The sequence below is a fragment of the Bradyrhizobium sp. CCBAU 11361 genome (assembly GCF_028128935.1).
Taxonomy (GTDB): domain Bacteria; phylum Pseudomonadota; class Alphaproteobacteria; order Rhizobiales; family Xanthobacteraceae; genus Bradyrhizobium; species Bradyrhizobium niftali.
In genome coordinates this window covers 1-21856 of the sequence record NZ_LBJZ01000188.1, presented here as the reverse complement: position 1 = coordinate 21856, position 21856 = coordinate 1, and the positions used below count along the sequence as shown (strand labels likewise).

The following is a 21856-nucleotide window of genomic DNA, read 5'->3' as shown; positions in this document are numbered from 1 at the left end:
GATGGCGCAGGGCGCTGCGCCGGTCCGGCGCGGCGCGGTCGCCTTCATCTTCGTCACCATCCTGCTCGACATGCTCGCGCTCGGCGTGATCATGCCGATCCTGCCAAAACTCATCGAGAGTTTCGTCGACAACGACACCGCGCACGCGGCCCGCATCTTCGGCCTGTTCGGCACCGCCTGGGCGCTGATGCAGTTCGTGTTCTCGCCGGTGCTGGGCGCGCTGTCGGATCGTTTCGGACGGCGGCCGGTGGTGCTGCTGTCGAATTTCGGGCTCGCCGCCGACACGTGCTGATGGCGCTCGCGCCGTCGCTGACGTGGCTGTTCATTGGGCGCGTGATCTCCGGCATCACCTCGGCCAGCATCTCGACGGCGTTTGCCTATATCGCCGACATCACGCCGCCGGAGCGGCGCGCGGCGGTCTTCGGCAGGATTGGTGCGGCCTTCGGCGCCGGCTTCATCCTGGGCCCGGCGCTCGGCGGCCTGCTCGGCGACATCGATCCGCGCCTGCCGTTCTGGGCGTCGGCGGCTTTGAGCTTTGCCAATGCGCTCTATGGGCTCCTGGTCCTGCCGGAATCGCTGGCGCCCGACAAGCGCGCGCCGTTCCGCTGGACCAGAGCCAATCCGGTCGGGGCGCTGCATCTGCTGCGTTCCAACGCGATGCTGGCCGCGCTGTCGATCGTCAACTTCATCGCGCAGGTCGCGCATGTCGTGCTGCCGTCGACCTTCGTGCTCTATGCGACCTATCGCTACGGGTGGGATTCCAAGACGGTCGGGCTGACGCTCGCGATGGTCGGCATCTGCGCCATGGTGGTGCAGGGGCTCGCCATCGGCCCGATCGTGCGCGCGCTGGGCGAGCGGAATACATTGTTGCTGGGCCTGTGCTGTGGTGCGATCGGCTTCGTGATCTTCGGCGCTGCGCCGACCGGACCGCTGTTCTGGATCGGCATTCCCGTGATGTCGCTGTGGGGCATCTCGGGTGCCGCGATGCAATCGCTGATGACGCGGCTGGTCGCGCCCGATCAGCAGGGCCAGTTGCAGGGCGCAACCGCGAGCGTGCAGAGCGTGTCGCAGCTCGTCGGGCCGTTCCTGTTTACGCTGACGTTTTCATACTTCATCGGGAGCAGCGCGCCGCTGCATCTGCCCGGCGCGCCATTCCTCCTCGCGGGCGCGCTGATGGTGGTATGCGTAGCCATCGCGATGCGCACGCTGGCGACGGTCGCATCCGCTCGCCAGACTGGTGGCCGCGGATAGGACGGTTGCGACTGTCGCCAATTCGCAACAGAGATTCCGATTCGTCAGAATCTCGCCAGACGTCCGTACATGGAGCCTTTCGGCGGCGATACTTAACCTGTTCAATAAATCTGTTGATTCGTTCTTTTGCAATTGAAGGCCGGGGCCACCGACACCTCGGAAGCAAGCCATTCAAATGACGCGCCTGCCGGTTCGGATATGGTGTTTCCCTCGGCAGCGCTTGCTGGTTTGGCGGGCTGCCGCTGCAATTGCGATCACAGCTTCCGTCACGCTGGCTCTGATGGGCGGGGCGTACGCGGCCTGTTCGCCGGCGGCCGACAATAGCCCCAATCCTCCGCCAGGCACCACCGTTACATGCTCGGGCGTGACGACCGATCAGAACGGGACCAACGGTTACGGGACAGGCAACCAGACCGGCATTGTCATCAATGTCGGTGGCGGTGCCTCGATCACGGGAAGCGCGAATAGCGGAATCAATATCGGCAGCGCTACGGTCAGCAATTCGGGAAGCATCACGGGCGCAACGAACGGTGTCTTCTCTCAAAATGACGTCACCGTCACCAACAACACCGGCGCCACCATCACCGGCACTGCCTTATCCGGCATCGGCTCGAACAATGGCAGTGTGACCGTCGTCAACTCCGGCACGATCACGGGCAATGCAAACATTGGCGTATTCGCCTTCGTCAACGCCACGGTGACCAACAATGCGGGCGGCACCATCGCCGGCGATCTCGGCGTTAATTCCGGCTTTTCCGCTGTCGGCAATGTCACCAATGCCGGCAATATCATCGGCACCTCTTACGGTGTCATTGCCTACGGCACGGGGATCGTCTCCAACGCTGCGGGCGGCCTGATTTCCGGCGGGACAAGCGGTGTCCAGGCCAACCAATTGTTGAATGTCACCAACGCCGGCACGATTGCCGGCACCGCCAATTATGGTCTGGAGGCAACCGGCAACATGGACGTCACCAACGCGGCCACCGGAACCATTACCGGTGCCGCGGTTGCCCTCCGTACCAACAGCGGATCGATCACGGCGACAAATTACGGCACAATCTCGAGCCCCACCGGCGTCGCTGCCTCTGCGAATGCCAATCTGACAATAACGAACGGCGCCACTGGAAGCATGACCGGCGGCATGGCTGCCAATTTGGGCTTTGCTCACGTTACCAATCACGGGACCATTTCCGGTCTCAACAATATTGCCATCCTTGCCTTCACCGACGTCAATGTCACCAACGGCGTTGGCGGGCAGATCACGAGCCTGATCAACAACGGGATCTATGCCAGCAATGGCGTCGCAACCGTCGTCAATTCCGGAACCATAAGTGCCGGCGGCTTTGGCTACGCCATTCGCGCCCAGACGAGTGCGGTGGTGACCAACAATGCCGGCGCGCAGATCAGTGGCGGCGATACAGGCGTCCGCGCCAGCCTCGGGTCCGTCTCAGTCATCAACTACGGCTCCATTTCCGGCCTCACGGGTAACGGCATCTATGCGGGCACGAGCGGATCGGCCGTGTTCAATGCGGGGACGATCACTGGAGGAACGGCCGCGATCCAGTTCGCCGGTAGCGGCAACGTTCTCACGCTCGCGCCGGGATCGGTCATATCGGGCAACGTGCTCGCCGGGGGCAGTGATACGTTCCAACTCGGGGGCAGCGGTGCCGCGACCTTCGATGTCAGCACGTTGGGTGCGGCCGCCCAGTATCGGGGGTTCACGACCTTCAACAAGGTCGGCGATTCCGTCTGGACGCTGACCGGCACCGGCTCCTTCTCCGGCGACGTCAATGTCGGCGGCGGTGCGCTGATCGTGAACGGCAATATCGCGTCGGCCAGCAATCTCGTTGTCAATGCCGGCGGCACGTTGGGCGGCAACGGCATCGTCGGCAATACCGTCGTCAACGGCGGCATTCTGTCTCCGGGCAACTCGATCGGGACCATCAACGTTCAGGGCAGCCTCGTATTCACGGCTGCTGCGACCTACCTCCTGCAAGTGTCGTCGGCGGCTTCCGACCTCACCAATGTGACGGGGGCGGCGACGTTGGCCGGGACGGTTCGGGTCGCGCTCGCCAACGGCACCCTGCGGTTCAATTCGCCCTATACCATCCTGACCGCGGGGACCCTGAACGGTTCGCGCTTTGATTCGGTGGCGACGCCGACGGGAATTTCCGGTTCGCTGACTTATTCGGGCGGCACAGTGCAGCTTGTTCTGGGCTCGGGCCTTGGGGAGATTGCCGGCCTCAACATCAACCAGCGGGCCGTTGCCACCGCGCTCGACAAGGCGTTCAATTCCCTCGGCAACGTTCCTTCGGCGTTTGGCGGTGTCTTCGCCGGCAATGTCCCGGCGAACCTGACACAGGCTTCAGGCGAGCTGGCGACAGGTTCGCAGCAGACAGCGTTCGACGCGATGAACCTCTTCGTCAATTTGCTGGGCGATCCGTTTACCTCGGGCCGCGACGGGACCGCACCGACGGCCGCTTCATTCGGGAAAGAGGGAGCAACCGATAGCTATGCCGGCGGTCGCCGCCGACCCGGTGCCGAGCGTGACGCCTACGCCATGATCGCCAAGACGCCGGGCGGGATCGGTTTCGGCCAGCGCTGGAGCGTGTGGGGCGCGGGCTATGGGGGCTCGCAGACCACCGACGGCAATGCCGTACAGGGATCGAACACGTCCACCAGCCGCATCGGTGGCACGGCCGTCGGCGCAGATTATCGGATCTCTCCATTCACCCAGGTCGGGTTCGCCTTGGCCGGCGGCGGTACCAACTTCGTCGTCGCCAACGGTCTCGGTTCGGGGCGTTCCGACCTGTTCCAGGCCGGTGCATTCGTTCGTCATACGGCCGGCGCCGCGTACTTCTCCGGCGCCCTGGCCTATGGCTGGCAGGACGTCACGACGAACCGGACGGTCACGATTGCGGGCAGTGACCAGTTGCGTGCGCAGTTCAACGCCAATGCGTGGGCGGGGCGTATCGAGGGTGGCTATCGATTCATCTCCCCGTGGGCCGGCATCGGCCTTACGCCCTATGCGGCCGCGCAATTCGCGACCTTCGAGCTGCCGGGCTATGCCGAACGGGCCATTGTCGGTGCCGACACCTTTGCGCTGGCCTATGCGGCCAAGACCGCTACCTCGCCGCGCTCCGAATTGGGATTCCGCACCGACCGATCGCTGGCATTGCCGGGAGCGATCCTCACCCTGCGCAGCCGCTTCGGCTGGGCACATGATTACAATATCGATCGCGGCATCGCCGCCACCTTCCAGGCGTTGCCGGGCGCATCCTTCGTCGTCGGCGGTGCATCGCCTGCGCGAGACGCGGCGCTCACCTCGGCAACCGCCGAGGCGAAATGGCTGAACGGTTTCTCGCTCGCCGGGACCTTTGAGGGCGAGTTCTCGAACGTCACCACAAGCTACTCCGGAAAGGGCGTGGTGCGCTACGCCTGGTAGGAAGCGCGCGTCCGCGTTGTAGGAGACGCGACGTAGAGAAATGGCGCGAGCGGCGCCTTGCACGCCGGTACCTTCGTCCTTTGTGCAGGCCCCAAACGCAAATGCCCGGGACATCCAGCGCGAAGACGCGCTTCGCGCTTTTGCCCGGGCATGGCGTCGTGCAGCGCCGCTACGCGGTTACTTCTTCACCAGCGGGCACTCGCTCGCCTCGAGCGGCTTGGCCGCATCTTCCGGCGCGATGGTGGCGACCAGCTTGTAGTAATCCCACGGCCCCTTCGACTCTTCCGGCTTCTTCACCTCGAACAGATAGGCCGGGATGAGGCGGCGGCCGTCGGCGCGCAGCGGGCCCTTGCCGAACAGCGGATCGTCGGTCGGGAGCTCCTTCATCTTGGCGACGACCTTGGCGCCATCATGCGGATTAGCGCCGAGCGCGTCCATCGCCTTCAGGTAATGCAGGATTTCCGCATAGAGGCCTGCCACCGTCATCGAGGGCATCGCGCCCTTGGGCGAGACCTTCTGGAAGCGCTTCGACCATTCGCGGGTTTGGTCGTTGAGATCCCAGTAGAAAGATTCGGTGAAGGTCAGGCCCTGCGCGGTCTTCAGGCCGAGCGAGTGCACATCGTTGATGAACAGCAGCAGCGCGGCGAGCTTCTGACCGCCGGCGACGATACCGAACTCGGCGGCCTGCTTGATCGCGTTGGTGGTGTCGCCGCCCGCATTGGCGAGGCCGATGACCTTGGCCTTGGACGACTGCGCCTGCAGCAGGAAGGACGAAAAATCGGAGCTGTTGAGCGGATGCTTGACGCCGCCGAGCACCTTGCCGCCGTTGGCGGTGACGACCGCCGAGGTGTCGCGCTCGAGGGCATGGCCGAACGCATAGTCGGCGGTCAGGAAGAACCAGCTGTCGCCGCCGGCCTTGGTCAGTGCCTTGCCGGTGCCGTTGGCGAGCATGTAGGTGTCGTAGGTGAAGGAGATGGTGTTGGGCGTGCAGGCTTTGCCCGTCAGGTCGGCGGTGGCCGCGCCCGAATTGAGCAGCACCGAGTTCTTATCCTTGACGAGGTTGCTCACCGCAAGCGCAACGCCGGAGCTCGGCGTGTCCGCGATGGCATCGACCTTGTCGGCATCGATCCACTGCCGGGCGATGTTGACGCCGATGTCGGGCTTGTTCTGGTGATCACCCGAGAGGACCTCGATGGTCCAGCCCTTGGCCTTCAGGCCGGAATCCTCGACCGCCATCTTCACCGCGGCGACCGAGTTCGGGCCGCCGATGTCGGCATAGAGGCTCGACATGTCGTTGAGCACGCCGATCTTGATGGTCTTGTCCTGGGCGTAGGCGGATGTGGCAAAACCGAAGGCGGCGCAGGCCAGAAGGGCCGCTGAGCGGCGCGCGAACGTCGTCATGAAAAGTCTCCTCCATTGTCAATATGCGGACGGCTCTCTTGCGGAGCCTTGTTTCCGGCTGATGGCTCTAGCCTGTCCCACGGCCGGCGGCAATGCGCCTAAAGCCGGATGACGCTGCGTCGTTACGTCATCCGTCGGTTAACTTTTGGGCAAAATGCGTCAAGGCGCTATTTGAGCGCGTCCGACGTCAGCTTGAATTTCTGGATGCGCTTTCCGGTATCGACCTCGGCGGTATAGACGTTACCCTTGGCGTCGATCGCCATGGCGTGCACCCAGTGGAATTGACCGGCATTGCGGCCGTTGTGCCCGAAGCTGCCGACCACGCTGCCGTCCTCGCGCCTGATCACCCTGATCTCGTTGTTCTCGCCGTCGGCGCTGAGCAGCCAGGTCTGCTTCGGATCGGGCCAGATCGCGACGTCCCACACCGCGCCGTTGCCGAGCGTGTTCTTCTCGAAGAAGAACTCCTTCACGAAGGTGCCGTCTTTCCGAAACACCTGGATACGGTTGTTGATGCGGTCGCAGACATAGACCAGCCCGTCATTGGCGAGCTTCACGCAATGGACGGGATTGCCGAACTGCTGGGCAACCGGCGCCTTGGGATCGTAGGGCGCCTGCTTGTTGTCATCCGGCTTGTTGCCATAGGCGCCCCAGTGCCGCTTGTAGGCCAGCGTGCTCGCGTCGAACACGATGACGCGACGGTTGCCATAGCCGTCGGCGACGTAGATTTCGTTGGCGTCCTTGTCGATGGTAGTCTCGGCGGGCTTGCCGAGCTGCGTCGTGTCGTTGCTGCCGAGGCTCGGCGCGATCTTGCCGATCTGGGCGACGAACTTGCCGTCGAGCGTGAACTTCAGAATCGCGTTGTCGTTGTCGGCGTTGCCGCCGACCCAGACGAAGCCGCGCTCGTCGACCTCGATGCCGTGCTCGCGGCCGACCCATTCGTAGCCTTCGCCCGGACCGCCCCATGAGCGCAGCAGATTGCCATCGGCGTCGAATTCGAGCACGGGCGGCGCGGAGACGCAGCATTTCGAGCGTGGCGGGTTGAGGCTCGCGCCCTTCTCGTCATCGGTGAGCGAGCGTGGGCGATGGATCACCCAGATGTGGCCCTGCCAGTCGACGGTGATGCCGCCGACCTGGCCGAGGATCCAGTTGTTCGGCAGCTGTTTAGGCCAGGTGGGATCGACGGCGAATGTCGGGACATCTCCGGCGGTCGCAACGCCCGGAAGCGCAAAGGCGAGTGCCGCGATCAGGATGGAGAAGGCGTGAGAGACCCGTGCGAGCGCACGGCCAACGCGTACGCGATCATGCCATGGTGCCATGGCAACCTCCCTTTTTTGGCCTGCGGCTTGCTGCCGCTTGAGCGCGGGCAGTCAATCGCGGGGAGGGGGCCAAGTCAATTGGCCGAGCCAACTGGTCAAGTCAATCAGGCCGGCGAGCGGAAGCTCATCAGGCTGCGCGTCTTGTAGTCGTAGAACTTGCCGGTCTCGGTCCAGTCGGGCGCGCACATCGGCACGATGAATTCGGCGACCTGCTCGGCGGTGTCGAGCGTCGCGGGATCCTCGCCCGGCATCAGGGTGGCACGCATGCGGGTGCGGACCGGGCCGGGGTTGAACAGGTTGACGCGAAGAGGCGTGTTCGCGGTCTCCTGCGCCCAGGCGCGCGCCAGCGTTTCCAGCGCGGCCTTGGAGGCGGCGTAGGGGCTGACATAGGCGGTCGCCTTGTTGGCAGCGCCCGAGGTGATGAACACGGCGCGGCCGGCGTCTGACTGCTTCAGCAATGGCTCCATGCAGCGGATGAGCTGGAAGTTCGCGGAGACGTTGACGGCCATGACGTCGTTGAAGGTCTTCAGCTCGATATGGCCGATCGGCGAGGAGGGCCCGAGCACGCCGGCATTGCCGACGAGGATGTCGAGCTTGCCGTAGCGTTCGTGCAGGCCGGCCCCGAGCCGCGCGATGCCGTCGGAATCGGTGAGGTTGAGCGGCACCAGCGTGGCGCTGCCGCCCTCCTTCCGGATCTCGTCGTCGAGCTCTTCCAGCCCGCCCTGCGTGCGCGCCACCGCGACGATGTGCGCACCGGCCTTCGCCAGCGCTTTGGCCGTGGCGAAGCCGATGCCGCGCGAGGCGCCGGTGACGAGAGCGATGCGGGCGGCGAGGGGATTTGTCATGGCCGCGTTTTACAGGCGTGAACGGCTGGGGCAAGCCCCCGCCTGGTCGTCATTCCGGGGCGATGCGAAGCATCGAACCCGGAATCCAGAGGTTATGATACGACTTCGAGATCCCGGGTTCGCGCTATCGCGCGCCCCGGTATGACGCCTTCGGCGTCAGCTCGCCTCCGCCAGCAGCGACAATTGCCGGGGCTGCTGCTCGGTCTGGGTCTGGTCGGTGAGGTGGGTCGGATACGCCCCGGTGAAGCAGTGATCCGAGAATTTCGGATTGGCCGGGTCGCGGCCGGGCTCGCCCATGGCGCGGTACATGCCGTCGATCGACAGGAAGGCGAGCGAGTCGGCGCCGATGATCTCGCGCATCTCCTCCAGCGAATGCGTCGCCGCCAAGAGGCCGCCGCGGTCCGGCAGGTCGATGCCGTAATAGTCGGGATAGAGGATCGGCGGCGAAGCGAGGCGGAAATGCACTTCCTTCGCGCCCGCGTCGCGCATCATGCGCACGATCTTCTTCGAGGTGGTGCCGCGCACCAGCGAGTCGTCGATCAGGATGATGCGCTTGCCTTCGATCGCGGCGCGGTTGGCCGAATGCTTCATGCGCACGCCGGATTCGCGGATCGCCTGCGTCGGCTGGATGAAGGTGCGGCCGACATAGTGGTTGCGGATGATGCCGAGCTCGAACGGCACGCCGGAATGCTGGCTGTAGCCGACCGCGGCGGGCACGCCGGAATCCGGCACCGGCACGACGACGTCGATCGGCACGTGGCTCTCGCGCGCGAGCTGTGCACCGAAGGCCTTGCGCACCTCGTAGACCGAGCGGCCGTGGACGATGGAATCCGGACGGGAGAAATAGATGTATTCGAAGATGCAGGGACGCGGCGCTATCGGCGGGAACGGCTTGTGGATGTCCTGGCCGTTCTCGTCGAACACGATGACTTCGCCCGGCTCGATGTCGCGGATGAAGCGCGCGCCGATGATGTCGAGTGCGCAGGTCTCGGAGGTCAGGATCGGGCAGCCGTCGAGCTCACCGAGCACCAGGGGGCGGATGCCGCGCGGGTCGCGCGCGCCGACCAGCTTCTTGTTGGTGAGCGAGACCAGCGCATAGGCGCCCTCGATCTCGCGCAGCGCGTCGATGTAGCGCTCGATGAAGCGGGTGCGCCGGGAGCGCGCGACCAGGTGCAGGATCACCTCGGTGTCGGTGGTCGACTGCATCATCGCGCCGCTCTTCACGAGCTCGCGGCGCAGCGTCAGGCCGTTGGTGAGGTTGCCGTTATGAGCGACCGCAAGGCCGCCGGCATTGAGCTCGGCGAACAGCGGCTGCACGTTGCGCAGGATGGTGGCGCCGGTGGTGGAGTAGCGGACATGGCCGACGGCCATGTTCCCGGGCAAGCGGTCGATCACCTCGCGGCGGGAGAAGGTGTCGCCGACGAGGCCGAGGCGGCGTTCGCTGTGAAAGCGGCTGCCGTCATAGGAGACGATGCCGGCGGCTTCCTGGCCGCGGTGCTGAAGAGCGTGGAGACCGAGGGCAGTGATGGCGGCCGCCTCCGGGTGGCCGTAGATGCCGAAGACGCCGCATTCCTCGCGGAGCGTATCCCCTTCCAGATCGTCCTGAAGCTCCAGCGCGGCCGGGCTCAGACCGGCTTTGGGATCGAGATCAAGTTGGGCGTCCTGGTCAGGGTGTCGCATCTCGTCTCCGCGCCTCTCTTTAGGGCCTAATCAACGCGCCGCAGGTTTCTCGATCAGCTTTTTCAGGCTGTCACGAGCAGGTTTACTGTATCCGTCGCCACTGCCCGAAGGCTGCTGCTCGGAATCAGCTTGATCATCATCTGGTTTGTTTTTCTTGAATCTCTTCAAGATGGTGTTCTCGGGGTCATCCGGCAAGAGCGCCATCAGCCAATCGCCGGTTCCCTGGAGCACCACGCGGGATTTCGCCCCCGTCACCCAGTCCGGGCGCTGCTTGTCCGGCACCAGCCAGGTGAAGAACAGGAAGGCGACCACGACGATCAAAAGCCCGCGAGCGAGGCCAAACAGGAAGCCGAGTGTGCGGTCCAGCGCACCGATCCGCGAATCCAGGATCATGTCGGAGATCCGGACGGTGATCACGGAGACCACGACCAGGGTACCGACGAAGACGCCGGCGACCACGACCACGCTCGCGACCGTGTCGTTGTTGAAATAGGTCTTTGCGGTCGGCAGCAGCTTGGAGAAGGAGTACAGCGTCACGATCGCCGCCGCGCCCCAGGCTGCGATCGACAGGATTTCGCGCATGAAGCCGCGGACCATGGCAAGCAGGCCCGAGATCAGCATCACACCGAGCAGGATCAGGTCGAGGAGTGTTACTGGCATCGGCTGGTCTGGTCCGCTCGTACTCTCAAAGGTGCTCAGCGAATCGGTGTTTGGCCGCTGCCCTAAAAGAGGGGCAGACGGCGTTCCCGGCAAGGCCGCAACCACGCAATCCCGTGCTGCTTTTGTGACGGCTGTATAGCGGCGGGGGCCGGGGACGTCACCTCCGGCTACCCCTCTCCACGGCGGAATCTTGCCGGTGTGGCATTTTTCTCTGCCGATCCGCTGGATTCGCCCCGACGAGAGCCGCGGGCGGCGATCTCGGCCACCAAAGTCGTCAGGCTGTTCACGGCATTGAGCGACAGTCCGGCGTCGCCGCCGGCTTCGCCCCGGGCCGATTCGGGCAGCACGGCACGCTGGAAGCCGAGTTTTGCCGCTTCCTTCAGCCGCGCCGGGGTCTGTGCCACCGGCCGGACCACGCCTGAGAGCGAAATCTCGCCGAAATAGACTGCGTCCGTGGGTAACTGGGCGTTAACCAGCGAGGACACCAGCGCCGCCGCCGCGGCCAGGTCCGCCGCCGGCTCGTGGATGCGCAAGCCGCCTGCGACGTTCAGATAGACGTCGTGGCCGGACAGCTTGACCCCGCAATGGGCCTCCAGCACCGCCAGCACCATCGAGAGCCGGCTCGGGTCCCAGCCGACCACGGCCCGGCGCGGGGTGCCGAGCGAGGTCGGAGCGACCAGTGCCTGCAATTCGACCAGGACCGGCCTCGTGCCCTCGATGCCCGCGAACACCGCGGTGCCCGGCGTGCCGAGATCGCGCTCCGACAGGAACAGTTCGGAGGGATTGGTGACTTCGCGCAGACCAAGGCCGGTCATCTCGAACACGCCGATCTCATCGGTCGGGCCGAAGCGGTTCTTGACGGCGCGCAGGATGCGGAATTGCTGCGAGCCTTCGCCCTCGAACGACAGCACCGCGTCGACCATGTGCTCGACCACGCGGGGGCCGGCGATCTGGCCGTCCTTGGTGACGTGGCCGACCAGGATGATGGCGGCGCCGGTCTTCTTGGCGAAGCGGATCAGCGCCTGCGCGGAGGCGCGCACCTGGGTCACCGTGCCAGGCGCGGATTCCACGGTGTCGGTCCACATGGTCTGGATCGAGTCGATCACGATCAGGCGGGGAACCGCGCCCTCCGACAGCGTGGAGACGATGTCCTCGACCGAGGTCTCGGCCGCAAGCTGCACCGGGGCGTCCGACAGGCCGAGCCGCTCGGCGCGCAGGCGCACCTGTGCCACCGCCTCTTCGCCGGAGATGTAGACGATGCGGTGGCCGGCGCGCGCCATCATGCTGGTGGCCTGCGTCAGCAGCGTGGATTTGCCGATGCCGGGATCGCCGCCGACCAGCAGCACCGAGCCGCGGACGAATCCGCCGCCGGTGACGCGATCGAGCTCGGTCATCCCTGAGGAGAGGCGCGGCGCGTCCGGGCTCTTTCCGGCGAGGCTCTCCAGCGCGAACGTCCGGCCCTTGCGCTTGGAGCGGATCGAGACCGGCACGCTACCGCTCGTGTCTTCCTCGGCGAGCGTATTCCACTCGCCGCAGGACTCGCATTTGCCCTGCCAGCGGTTATAGGCCGCGCCGCAGTTCTGGCAGACGAAGGAAAGCGTGTTCTTGGCCATGGGGACAGGTGAGTCGGTTGTCAGGGGGATTGTGTGGCATTCCATAGCATGGAGAGACCCGCCGCCACCATGATGGCATCCATCACCAGTCGGAACACATCCGCCTTCAAATGCAGCACGAAGCGCTTTGCGATGAAAGCGCCTGACATCAGCGAAGAGCCCGCGATCAGGCCCTTGATGAAGACGTCGCTGGTCAGCGCGCCGAAACGTTCGAAGGTCACGGACTTCGCGAAGTAGAGGCCGAGCGAGGAGGCCGCCTCGGTGGCGAGGAAGGCACCCTTGGACAGGCCGTAGAACAGGAACAGCGGCACGCTGAGCGGGCCGGTCGAGACCACGATGCCGGTGAGATAGCCGATGACGGCGCCGCCGATCGCCATATGCCAGAGATTGGCCTTGAGGTCGTGCCGCGCCAGCCAGTGCCGGACCGGCACCATCGCGATCAAGAAGATGCCGATAGCAAGATCGACGGTGTGGGATGGGAGCGCGAGCAGCGTGCGCGCGCCGAGCGCTGCGGCCGGAATGCCCGTCACCGAATAGGCAGCGCAGGCCCGCCAGTCGACCTCGCGCCACCAGGCCACAATCCGCGAGAAATTCGCCATCACGGAGGCCACGGCCATGATCGGTACGGCTTCCTTCGGCCCGTACGCATAGACCAGCACCGGCATCAGCATGATCGACGAGCCGGTGCCGACGATGCCTGAGATGGTGCCGGCGACGAGGCCGACGGTGAGGACGAAGAGGAAGGCCAAGGGCGGGGCTCCTGGAATCGGCGCAGTGTAGCTGGGGGAGGCGCACAGGGCGAACGATCGGGCCGCATGTCTCGTAGTTAATCGGCGGTGTTGCCGGAACCGCCAATCCGATCTGCTCGGCGGCCTGATCCTTAGAATTTGAAGCGTATTGATCGGAGCCTTCGCTCAAAGAATTTGAGGTCCCGCGATGCCTTCTCCGCCCTCGACCGCCATGCGGTGCTCGGCGGATCCGACAACGGTTTTCCCTGGTACGCCGGCGCGATGCTCGCGGTCGAAGCGAGTGAAGTGGTGCGGCTGCGCTGCGAGAAGCTCAGCCACGGCGATGAGGCCGCCGGGCAGGAGGCCGTGCTGATGGTGAGCGAGAAGATCGCCGCAGCCTTCGAGGCTGCCGTGGGGCTGCTTGCGGGGGCAACGCCGGCCGCCATCGTCCAGCGCTATCGCGAGCATGTGGCCGCGAATGCCAGGCGGTTGTCCGCCAACGAGACTCCATGACGAATTCTGCTGCTGACAGCATGTTGGCAGCAGGGGCCGGCTACGACCGTCTCCTGACAAAACGGAGAGCGGGTCATGCCGATCGAGGCAAGCTGTCATTGCGGTGAAACGGTGTTCGAGGTGACGGAGGCGCCCTCGAGCGTGACGCGCTGCACCTGTTCGCTCTGCGCCAAGCGCGGCGCGTTGTGGGCCTATTACAAGCCGGCGCAGCTCCGCCTGCTGTCGCCGCCGGAAAACGTCGCGACCTATCTCTGGGGCAGCCGCACCGTCAAACACCATTTCTGCGCAAACTGCGGCTGCGGCACCTATTCGGAGTCGCCGGACTGGTCGACCGGCAAGCCGGACTTCGACAATCCCAGGGTCGGCGTCAACGCGCGCCTGTTCGATGATTTCGATCTGGACGCCGTGCCGGTCAACGTGATCGACGGCAAGAATTTGTGGTGAGAATGCTGCCTCCCGTCCTCTTGAGGCTGCCGGAGAAAGCTGATCTGTTTCCGGCCTCGGTGAGCAGAAAAGGGGAGGAAACCCATGATGCGTCTTTTGACGCGAGCGATGCTCGCAATGTGTCTGGGCGTTGTAGCCGGCTTCAGCGCGGCGCAGGCGCAGACCAGGCCGAAGGTCACGACGCTCGGACCTGACTTCCCCAAGGCGGCGCTGTTCGTCGGGAACAGCTTCTTCTACTACAACAACGGCATGCCCGGGCATCTCTCCTTCATGGAGCGGGCTGCGGATGCGGCCAACAAGGCGGCGTATCGCAACACCATGGCCACGATCGGCGGCTCCGGCCTCGACTGGCACGACATGGACAATCTGCTGCGGCCGGGCGGCATCGGCGCCTACTCCTTCGACGAGCAGAACGTCGTGATCTTCAACAAGCCCGGCAAGCAGTTCGACGCGGTCGTGATGATGGATTGCAGCCAGTGCCCGATCCATCCGCAATTGAAGGACGCCTTCGCCGCCTTCGCCAAGAAGGACAGCGAGATCGTCCGCGCCCACGACATGCGGCCCGTGCTGTTCATGTCCTGGGCCTACGCCGACAAGCCTGACATGACCGAGGGACTGGCCGAGGCCTATACGGTCGCCGGCAATGCCAATGATGCGCTGGTCATTCCCGCGGGCCTTGCCTTCGCGCGCGTCCGCAAGCTTCAGCCCGAACTCAACCTCTATGCGCCGGACAAGCGGCATCCGAGTCCGGCCGGCACGTATCTGGCGGCCTGCACGACGCTCGCCGCACTGACAGGTCGCTCGCCGGTCGGCAATTCCTACATCATGGGGCTCGATCCCGAGATGGCGCAGCTGCTGCAAAAGGCGGCGTGGGACACTGTGCAGGAATATTACGGCCGCTGATCTAGCGCAGGACGATCCAGGCCGGCGCGTGATCGCTCGCGCCGTCCTCGCCCCGAACCGTCTTGTCGACACCGGCCTTGGCCAGGCGTGAAACGAGGGCAGGGCTGAGCAGCAGATGATCGAGCCGCAGGCCCGCATCGCGCGGCCAGCGGTTCCGCTTGTAGTCCCAGAATGTGTAGATGCGCTTGTCCGGATGAAGCTCGCGGACCGCGTCGCACCAGCCTTGCGTGACCAGCGAGGCAAAGGCCGCGCGGCTCTTCGGCTGGATCAGCGCATCCTTGTCCCAGGATCTCGTCGGATAAATGTCGATCGCAGTCGGCGCCACGTTGTAGTCGCCGGCGAGCACCACGGGCAGGTCCTGCTTGATGAAGGTCTTGGCGTGGCGCTTCAGGCGCGCGAACCAGTCGAGCTTGTAGTCGAATTTCGGCCCCGGCTGGGGATTGCCGTTGGGCAGGTAGATGCTGGTGACGATGATGCCGCGCACGGCGGCCTCGATGTAGCGCGCCTCGTGGTCGTCACGGTCGCCGGGCAGGCGGTCGCGGGTGAGAACGGGCTCGGCATTGCGGGCGAGGATGGCAACGCCGTTCCAGGTTTTTTGTCCACGCCATACTGCGCCATAGCCGGCCTTTTCGATAGCGCCCGCCGGAAATTCGCCATCACTTGCCTTCAATTCCTGGAGCGCGACGACATCAGGCTTCGCCGCGCGCATCCATGCCAGCAGATTGGGCAGGCGGCGGTTGATGTTGTTGATGTTGAACGTCGCGATCTTCATGTAGAGCTGCTGGCTCCTGCCTTCCGACCACCGGAGATACAATGTCCAAGTTGAGCTTTGCTGCCATCGTCGTCGTTGCCGCGTTCTCCGGTGCGGCTTCGGCACAATCGGCCGATCCGCGCGGCGCGTGCAAGGCGGATTACGACAAATTCTGCGCCGGCCTCGCGCCGGGCGGCGGCATCGTCGCCTGCCTCAACGGCAAGCGTGACCAGCTCAGCGCGACCTGCAAGGCGGCGCTCGACAGCAGGAAGAAGAAGTAAGCGGGCTGACAGCTCAGCTCGGTAGCGGCGGCGGGCTCGCCGGCTGCTCGACCGGCGGCGGCGAGGGCGGGTGCTCGGCCGCCTGTGCGGAGGACGGCTGTGTCAGCGGCTCCTCCACGTTGCCGCCCTTGTAGACGCGGGCATAGCGGTGGCCGAGGCTGGTCAGCACCTCATAGCCGATCGTGCCGAAATGATGCGCGAGCTCGTCGACGGTGATGCCTTCGCCGATCAGCGTCACCATGTGGCCGCGCCGTGCCGCGTTCGGCGGCAGATCGGTGATGTCGATCGCGATCAGGTCCATGGAGACGCGGCCTGCGACCGGGCAGCGCTTGCCGGCAACGATCACCTCTGCGCCGCGCGTGCCGTCGTTTGAACTGGCGGCGCGGAAATAGCCGTCGGCATAGCCGACCGCGATGATCGCAAGCTTGGTCGGCCGGCGCGCGGTCCAGGTGCCGCCATAGCCGACGCTCTCGCCGCGCTCGACATTTCGGGTCTGCACGATGCGCGCCTTGAGGTCGACCACCGGCTGCATCGGATTGTCGGCCTCCGGCGTCGGGTTGACGCCGTAGAGCGCGGCGCCCGGCCGCACCAGGTCGAACTGGAAGGGGGCGCCGAGGAAGATTCCGGACGAATTGGCGAGCGCCGCCGGCACGCCGGAGAATTCGCTGGCGATGCCGCGGAAGGCGGCGAGCTGTTTTGCATTGACCGGGCTGTTGAGCTGCTCGGCCGAGACCAGATGGCTCATCACCAGCGTGATGCCGTGATCGCCGGCATTGATGCGGGGAATGATGGCCTGGGCTTCCGCAAGCGTCAGCCCCAGTCGGTTCATGCCGGTGTCGATGTGAACAGCGGCGCCTCCGTTCCAGCCGGTGCGGCGGCAGAACACGTCCCATTCGGCGAGCTCGTTGAGATCGCCGATCACCGGACGGCAATTGATCTGGGCGTAGTGCTCGCCGGTGTTCTGGAAATAGCCGCCGAGCACGTAGATGGTCGGCTCCGGTACGGCGGCGCGCACCTTGCGCGCCTCCTCGATGGTGGCGACGAAGAAGGTCTTGCAGCCGGCCTTGCTCAGGGCACGCGCGACCTGCGCGGCGCCGCAGCCATAGGCATCGGCCTTGATCACGGCTGAGCATTCGGCCGGCACCGCCGTCTTCTCGAGCTTGCGCCAGTTGGCGATGATCGCGTCGAGGTCGACGGTGAGCACGCCGCCGAAGGTTGCGAGCGCGGCGGCCTCGTTGGCCTCCGCAGAGGGAAGGCCGGATTGCGGGATCATTTTCGGGTCGGACGCAATTGTCATGGCGCCGTTTTACGCAAGAGACCGGTCTGGTTCAAGGAACTCAGTAGTCGTTGCCGCTGCGAGCTGGCAGCTGACTGTCAGGCGCGAGGTCACCGAACCGCGTGACCGAGGCCTCGAAGGCCAAGTCAACGGTGCCTGTCGGGCCGTGGCGCTGTTTGCCGATGATGACTTCGGCCTTGCCGTGCGCAAGACTCATGTCAAGCTGCCACTTCTCGTGTTCGGGCGTGCCTGGGCGGGGCTCCTTCATCGCGAGGTAATATTCCTCGCGATAAACGAACAGGACGACGTCGGCGTCCTGCTCGATTGATCCGGATTCACGCAAGTCGGAAAGTTGCGGCCGCTTGTCGTCGCGCGATTCCACCTGGCGCGAGAGCTGCGACAGCGCGATCACGGGAACGTTGAGCTCCTTCGCCAGTGCCTTCAGGCTGGTCGTGATCTCCGTGATTTCCTGCACGCGGCTGTCGCTGGCGCGCTTGCCCGAGCCCGACAGCAGCTGGATGTAGTCGATCACGAGGAGATCGAGGCCCTTCTGACGCTTCAGGCGGCGCGCGCGCGCCATCAACTGAGCGATCGACAGGCCGCCGGTGGCGTCGACATAGAACGGCAGCGACTGCAGCTCGATCGAGACCTGCCGGATCTTCTCGAAATCGGCTTCCGTGATGCCGCCGCGGCGGATGTGGGAGGAGGGGATGCCGGTGCGCTCGGCCACGATACGGGTGGCGAGCTGGTCGGCCGACATTTCGCACGAGAAGAAGCCGATCACGCCGCCATTGGCGGCCTTCGTGGTGCCGTCGGCCTGGAGCTCGGCGACATAGGCCTGCGCGACGTTGTAGGCGATGTTGGTGGCGAGCGACGTCTTGCCCATGCCGGGGCGTCCAGCGACGATGATGAGATCGGAGTGCTGCAGGCCGCCCATCTTGGTGTCGAGGTCGCGCATACCCGTCGAGATGCCCGACAGCTTTCCGTCGCGCTGAAACGCTTTCGCGGCAAGATCGACTGCGACCGTCAGCGCCTGCGAGAACTTCTGGAAGCCGCCGTCATAGCGGCCGGACTCGGCGAGTTCGTACAGCTTTCGCTCGGCGTCCTCGATCTGCGCGCGCGGCTGGAAATCGACCGGGGCGTCGTAGGCGACGTTGACCATGTCCTCGCCGATGCCGATCAGGTCACGCCGCAGCGACAGGTCGTAGACGGTGCGGCCGTAATCCTGGGCGTTGATGATGGTGGTCGCTTCGGCAGCGAGGCGCGCCAGATATTGCCCGATGGTCATGCCGCCGACATCGGTATCGGCGGGCAGGAACGTTTTCAGCGTGACGGGCGTGGCGATCTTGCCCATCCGGATCAGGCTGCCGGCGGTGTCGAAGATGGTCTGGTGCAGCGGCTCGAAGAAATGCTTCGCCTCCAGGAAGTCGGAGACGCGGTAGAAGGCATCGTTGTTGACCAGGATTGCGCCCAGAAGGCTCTGTTCCGCCTCGATATTATGCGGCGCGCTCCGATAGGTCGGAGTTCCTGCGTCAGGCGCGAGTTTGAGAACGTTCGAATCAGTCAGGGCCATGGTCGGACGTGCTTAGCAATTTTCTTGGGCGGATGCGGGGCCGGGATAAAGCGCCGCCTGCGCCCAAAGCGGAAGCAAAAGCTGACCGCTATCAACCGCTCAGTTAAAATGGTGGATGACTAGCAGCCGCAGCATGCACCGCGCTTGACGGATTTTTCCGGAACTCGCCCCGGCCCGGAAGCGGCCGCGACCGCGCCATGGAAATATCCTGGAAGCGTGAACCTATTGGATTGGCGTGCAGACGTATGAAGAGCGCGCGAAATGACGCACGCTGGCCGTTTTCGGCTCGGGCTCAGACCAGCAGGAGGTAGACCAGCGCAACCAGGGCCGCCCCGACGCCGGTAGCGATCAGGGCGTAGTCGGTGCGGAGGTCGTCCTGCACGTCGAATGAGGTTCGGGTCTCTTTGCTCATGGCGACGGTCTAGGCCAGGCCCGACCAGACTTATGTGAAGCAGATCACATCTCTCCGGATTCTTTCGGGGTAGCGCCGGAACAGGCGGGCAGACAGGGGATTGTCCCCGGTAACCCGCCATCAGGGAGACGAGGCAAGCGATGCGGCCAGAACGGCAGCACCAGATCTGGCGAAGCGAAGCAGGCAGCCGCCTTTGGCTGTCCGGGCTGATCGCGGCCATGCAGCACGCCGAGCGCCCCGAAGTGCGCCGCCAGCCGGTCGCGCCCGAGATCCTGGTGGAACTGCGGGCGCAGTTGGCGTTAACGGCTTCTTTCCGCTCGTCCCCGATTTCGACCCTGCGTCACTAGCCCCTATTCACCAGCCAGTTTCAGCCGTGGCCTCGCGCCGCCTTCGATGGCCCGCAGGCGGGCTTCTTCGTGCCCGACGTAGTCGCGGGTCATCGGTACCACGCCCTGACGCTTGGTGAGCTGGATCTGGAAGTTCATCATGTGCTGCTTGCGGAACGTCATCTCGCTGGCCGCCAGATAAAATTCCCACATCAGGGCGAAGCGCTCGTCGTAAAGCTGCACGGCCTCCTCGCGCCGCGCCATGAAGCGCTCCCGCCAGGCCTTCAGCGTCTCGGCGTAATGCAGCCGCAGGATCTCGATGTCGCAGACCAGGAGGCCCGCACGCTCGATCGCCGGCAGCACCTCGGACAGAGCGGGGATGTATCCGCCCGGGAAGATGTATTTGGCGATCCAGGGATTGGTGGAATCCGGGCCCTGCGAACGGCCGATCGAGTGCAGCAGGATGACACCGTCCTCGCTCAGGAGTTCGGCGCAGCGCTGGAAGTAAGCGTCGTAGAACCTGACCCCGACATGCTCCAGCATGCCGACCGAGACGATGCGGTCGAACGGCCCGTCGATGTCGCGATAGTCCTGGAGCAGGAATTTGGCCGATCCGGTCAGGCCCTTTTCGGCCGCGCGCGTATTGGCGATCTGCAACTGCTCCGTCGACAGCGTGATGCCGGTGACGTCGGCGTCTGCGATCTCGGCGAGATAGAGCCCGAGCCCGCCCCAGCCCGAGCCGATGTCGAGCACGCGCTGGCCAGCCGTGACGCGCAGCTTTGCGGCGATGTGCCGCTTCTTGGCGAGCTGCGCATCGTCGAGCGTGCTCTCCGGCATCTCGAAATAGGCGCAGCTATATTGCTTGTCGGCGTCGAGGAAGAGCGAATAGAGCCGGGCGTCGAGATCGTAGTGATGCGCGACATTGCGACGCGCGCGCGAGCGCGGATTGAACTGCTTCAGGTGCCGCGTCAGGTAGCGCAGGTGCCACCAGGGCTTTGCCCACTGCGGCAATAGGTCGGGTTGATCGAGCAGGATCGCGAGGGCATCAGCTATGGTGCCGCGCTCGACGACGAACTCGCCGTCCATATAGGCCTCGCCAAGCCCGAGCTCGGGATTGATGAGGATCTTTCGTTCTGCGTCCGCAGTGACGAAACGGACTGCGATCGGCTCGCCCGAGCCGTCGCCGACGGTGAACTTCGCCCCTTTCGCCGTGGTCACCGTCATCGACCCGCGGCGAATGAATTGAGACAGGAATTGACGCAACAAACGGTCCATCGACCCTTTCCTCTCGAGCGAACCCGAAAAGATGCGACTAACCCGGCTTTCACATCAGACGCTCAGGTCCCGCTCCGGTTCCTATGCGTTTGCATCCAAATCTAGGGATGGTCGTCCCCTCCCGCTATTGCGCTGTATTCAAAGCCGATATTCCAAAAGCGCTTAATCACATCCTTGCGCGCGGGGCCTGCTTCCATTCGCGGCTCAATCGGCTAAAAGGTGACCGCCGCCGCACCGGACGCCGGCTGCATTCGCGGAAATTCAATGGAGAAGATGGGAATGTCGAGCCGAGCGCTCAGCCTCGCGACGGTAGTGCTTCTGATCGGCTTCGGCGCGACCGATGCCGTTCTTGCGCAGGCAACGAACCTCGAGGCCGGCAAGGCCCCATCCCAGCTCTTCGCGCAGACCTGCAATGCCTGCCACAAGAGCCCGAGGGGACTGCTGAAGACTGTTGCGCCGGGTTCGCTGCCGGGTTTCCTGCGTCAGCACTACACCACCAGCTCCGACATGGCCGGCGTGCTGGCCTCCTACCTTGTTTCGAACGGCGCCACCGACACGCGCTACCAGGCCAAGGATGGTGGCAAGGACGGCAAGGACAAGAAGGACGGCGCCAAGGACAAGGAAGCGAGCACCAATCCTGCGCAGTCGCCTGAGCATCAGGGCCGTCGCCAGCGCTCCCAGGAGGCCGCCAAGCCGGAAGGTGAGGCTGCAGCTCCCGCGACCGAGGGCGCGCGCCAGAAGCGCGCCGCGCGGCCTGCCGAGGAGGGCGGTCTAAAGCCCGAGGGCCAGGCAGCGCCTGAGGGGCGCAAAGCCAAGCGTCGCGGCAAGCCCGGGACCGAGGAAGCGCCGAAGGTCGACGCCGCCGCGCCGGCCACTGAAGAGAAGAAGAGCGAGCCGAAGGCCGAGTCCAAGCCGGAGTCCAAGCCCGAGAGCGCCAAGGTCGAACCCGGTCGTGATGAGTCCAAGCCAGAGAAGGCGACTGAGAAACCCGTCGAGCCGAAGCCGGAGAGCGCCAAGGTCGAGCCGCGCAGCAGCGACGCTCCGGCGCTGCGGCCCGATCCGGTGCCGGAGGTGACGCCGGCCCCGCCGGCGGCCGCCACGAAGCCGGCCGAGCCGGTCGCGCCCAAGGCGGCGGAAGAGGCGGCTCCCAAGCCTGCCGCGCC

The 21856-nt window shown here is 65.0% G+C and carries 18 protein-coding genes and 1 pseudogene; 8 read left to right on the top strand and 11 right to left on the bottom strand.

All coding sequences use genetic code 11. The features are described from left to right. Window position 1: 1 nt before the first annotated feature. A pseudogene (locus XI08_RS28365) lies at window positions 2-1251 on the top strand (TCR/Tet family MFS transporter). A 175-nt stretch (window positions 1252-1426) separates the two neighbouring features. Beyond that, window positions 1427-4696 (top strand): autotransporter outer membrane beta-barrel domain-containing protein, encoded by a 3270-nt coding sequence (locus XI08_RS28360; RefSeq protein ID WP_271576907.1) that lies wholly within the window; start codon window positions 1427-1429, stop codon window positions 4694-4696. Window positions 4697-4873: 177 nt separating this feature from the next. Here the strand turns inward: XI08_RS28360 and XI08_RS28355 are convergent, their stop codons facing one another. From XI08_RS28355 to XI08_RS28325, 7 genes are all read right to left on the bottom strand, one after another. Then, window positions 4874-6097: an ABC transporter substrate-binding protein gene (locus tag XI08_RS28355; RefSeq protein WP_027543007.1), complete on the bottom strand. Its 1224-nt coding sequence runs from the start codon at window positions 6095-6097 to the stop codon at window positions 4874-4876. A gap of 167 nt (window positions 6098-6264) precedes the next feature. Further along, a complete protein-coding gene (locus XI08_RS28350) occupies window positions 6265-7413 on the bottom strand; it encodes a hypothetical protein (RefSeq protein WP_271576906.1) in 1149 nt (382 codons plus the stop codon). Window positions 7414-7517: 104 nt separating this feature from the next. Continuing rightward, a complete protein-coding gene (locus XI08_RS28345; protein WP_271576905.1) occupies window positions 7518-8258 on the bottom strand; it encodes an SDR family NAD(P)-dependent oxidoreductase in 741 nt (246 codons plus the stop codon). Between the two features lie 156 nt (window positions 8259-8414). Continuing rightward, window positions 8415-9938 (bottom strand): amidophosphoribosyltransferase, encoded by a 1524-nt coding sequence (gene purF, locus XI08_RS28340; RefSeq protein ID WP_271576904.1) that lies wholly within the window; start codon window positions 9936-9938, stop codon window positions 8415-8417. 30 nt (window positions 9939-9968) lie between these two features. Continuing rightward, window positions 9969-10598, bottom strand: coding sequence for a CvpA family protein (locus XI08_RS28335; RefSeq protein ID WP_011086837.1), 630 nt, complete (start codon window positions 10596-10598; stop codon window positions 9969-9971). Between the two features lie 167 nt (window positions 10599-10765). After that, the gene (gene radA, locus XI08_RS28330) at window positions 10766-12211 is read right to left on the bottom strand and encodes a DNA repair protein RadA (RefSeq protein WP_271576903.1); all 1446 of its coding nucleotides are present in this window, start codon (window positions 12209-12211) and stop codon (window positions 10766-10768) included. Between the two features lie 20 nt (window positions 12212-12231). Further along, window positions 12232-12960 (bottom strand): sulfite exporter TauE/SafE family protein, encoded by a 729-nt coding sequence (locus XI08_RS28325; RefSeq protein ID WP_271576902.1) that lies wholly within the window; start codon window positions 12958-12960, stop codon window positions 12232-12234. 174 nt (window positions 12961-13134) lie between these two features. On the opposite strand from XI08_RS28325, the gene XI08_RS28320 reads away from it, so the two are divergent. From XI08_RS28320 to XI08_RS28310, 3 genes are all read left to right on the top strand, one after another. Next, window positions 13135-13452, top strand: a complete 318-nt coding sequence (locus XI08_RS28320) for a hypothetical protein (RefSeq protein ID WP_442869867.1) — start codon at window positions 13135-13137, stop codon at window positions 13450-13452. A gap of 75 nt (window positions 13453-13527) precedes the next feature. Next, the gene (locus XI08_RS28315) at window positions 13528-13896 is read left to right on the top strand and encodes a GFA family protein (RefSeq protein WP_027543002.1); all 369 of its coding nucleotides are present in this window, start codon (window positions 13528-13530) and stop codon (window positions 13894-13896) included. Window positions 13897-13980: 84 nt separating this feature from the next. Further along, a complete protein-coding gene (locus tag XI08_RS28310) occupies window positions 13981-14799 on the top strand; it encodes a DUF4886 domain-containing protein (protein ID WP_271576901.1) in 819 nt (272 codons plus the stop codon). A gap of 1 nt (window position 14800) precedes the next feature. Here XI08_RS28310 and XI08_RS28305 read toward each other — a convergent pair whose 3' ends face one another. Further along, window positions 14801-15571 (bottom strand): exodeoxyribonuclease III, encoded by a 771-nt coding sequence (locus XI08_RS28305; protein ID WP_271576900.1) that lies wholly within the window; start codon window positions 15569-15571, stop codon window positions 14801-14803. A gap of 41 nt (window positions 15572-15612) precedes the next feature. Between XI08_RS28305 and XI08_RS28300 the strand changes: the two genes are divergently transcribed. Further along, window positions 15613-15831, top strand: coding sequence for a hypothetical protein (locus XI08_RS28300; protein ID WP_025576279.1), 219 nt, complete (start codon window positions 15613-15615; stop codon window positions 15829-15831). Window positions 15832-15844: 13 nt separating this feature from the next. Here the strand turns inward: XI08_RS28300 and alr are convergent, their stop codons facing one another. Together alr and XI08_RS28290 are read right to left on the bottom strand one after the other, a co-directional pair. Then, window positions 15845-17122 carry an alanine racemase gene (alr, locus tag XI08_RS28295; protein WP_442869872.1) on the bottom strand — a complete coding sequence of 426 codons (1278 nt, stop codon included), beginning with the start codon at window positions 17120-17122 and terminating at the stop codon, window positions 15845-15847. 46 nt (window positions 17123-17168) lie between these two features. Further along, the gene (locus XI08_RS28290; protein WP_025576283.1) at window positions 17169-18680 is read right to left on the bottom strand and encodes a replicative DNA helicase; all 1512 of its coding nucleotides are present in this window, start codon (window positions 18678-18680) and stop codon (window positions 17169-17171) included. A 552-nt stretch (window positions 18681-19232) separates the two neighbouring features. Here XI08_RS28290 and XI08_RS28285 point away from each other — a divergent pair. Next, entirely contained in the window at window positions 19233-19439 is a 207-nt protein-coding gene (locus tag XI08_RS28285) for a hypothetical protein (protein ID WP_027542996.1), read from the top strand. 3 nt (window positions 19440-19442) lie between these two features. Here XI08_RS28285 and XI08_RS28280 read toward each other — a convergent pair whose 3' ends face one another. After that, window positions 19443-20693: an SAM-dependent methyltransferase gene (locus XI08_RS28280; protein WP_271576898.1), complete on the bottom strand. Its 1251-nt coding sequence runs from the start codon at window positions 20691-20693 to the stop codon at window positions 19443-19445. A gap of 279 nt (window positions 20694-20972) precedes the next feature. Here XI08_RS28280 and XI08_RS28275 point away from each other — a divergent pair. Beyond that, window positions 20973-21856, top strand: an 884-nt coding sequence (locus tag XI08_RS28275) for a hypothetical protein (protein ID WP_271576897.1), incomplete at its 3' end; no start/stop codon positions are given.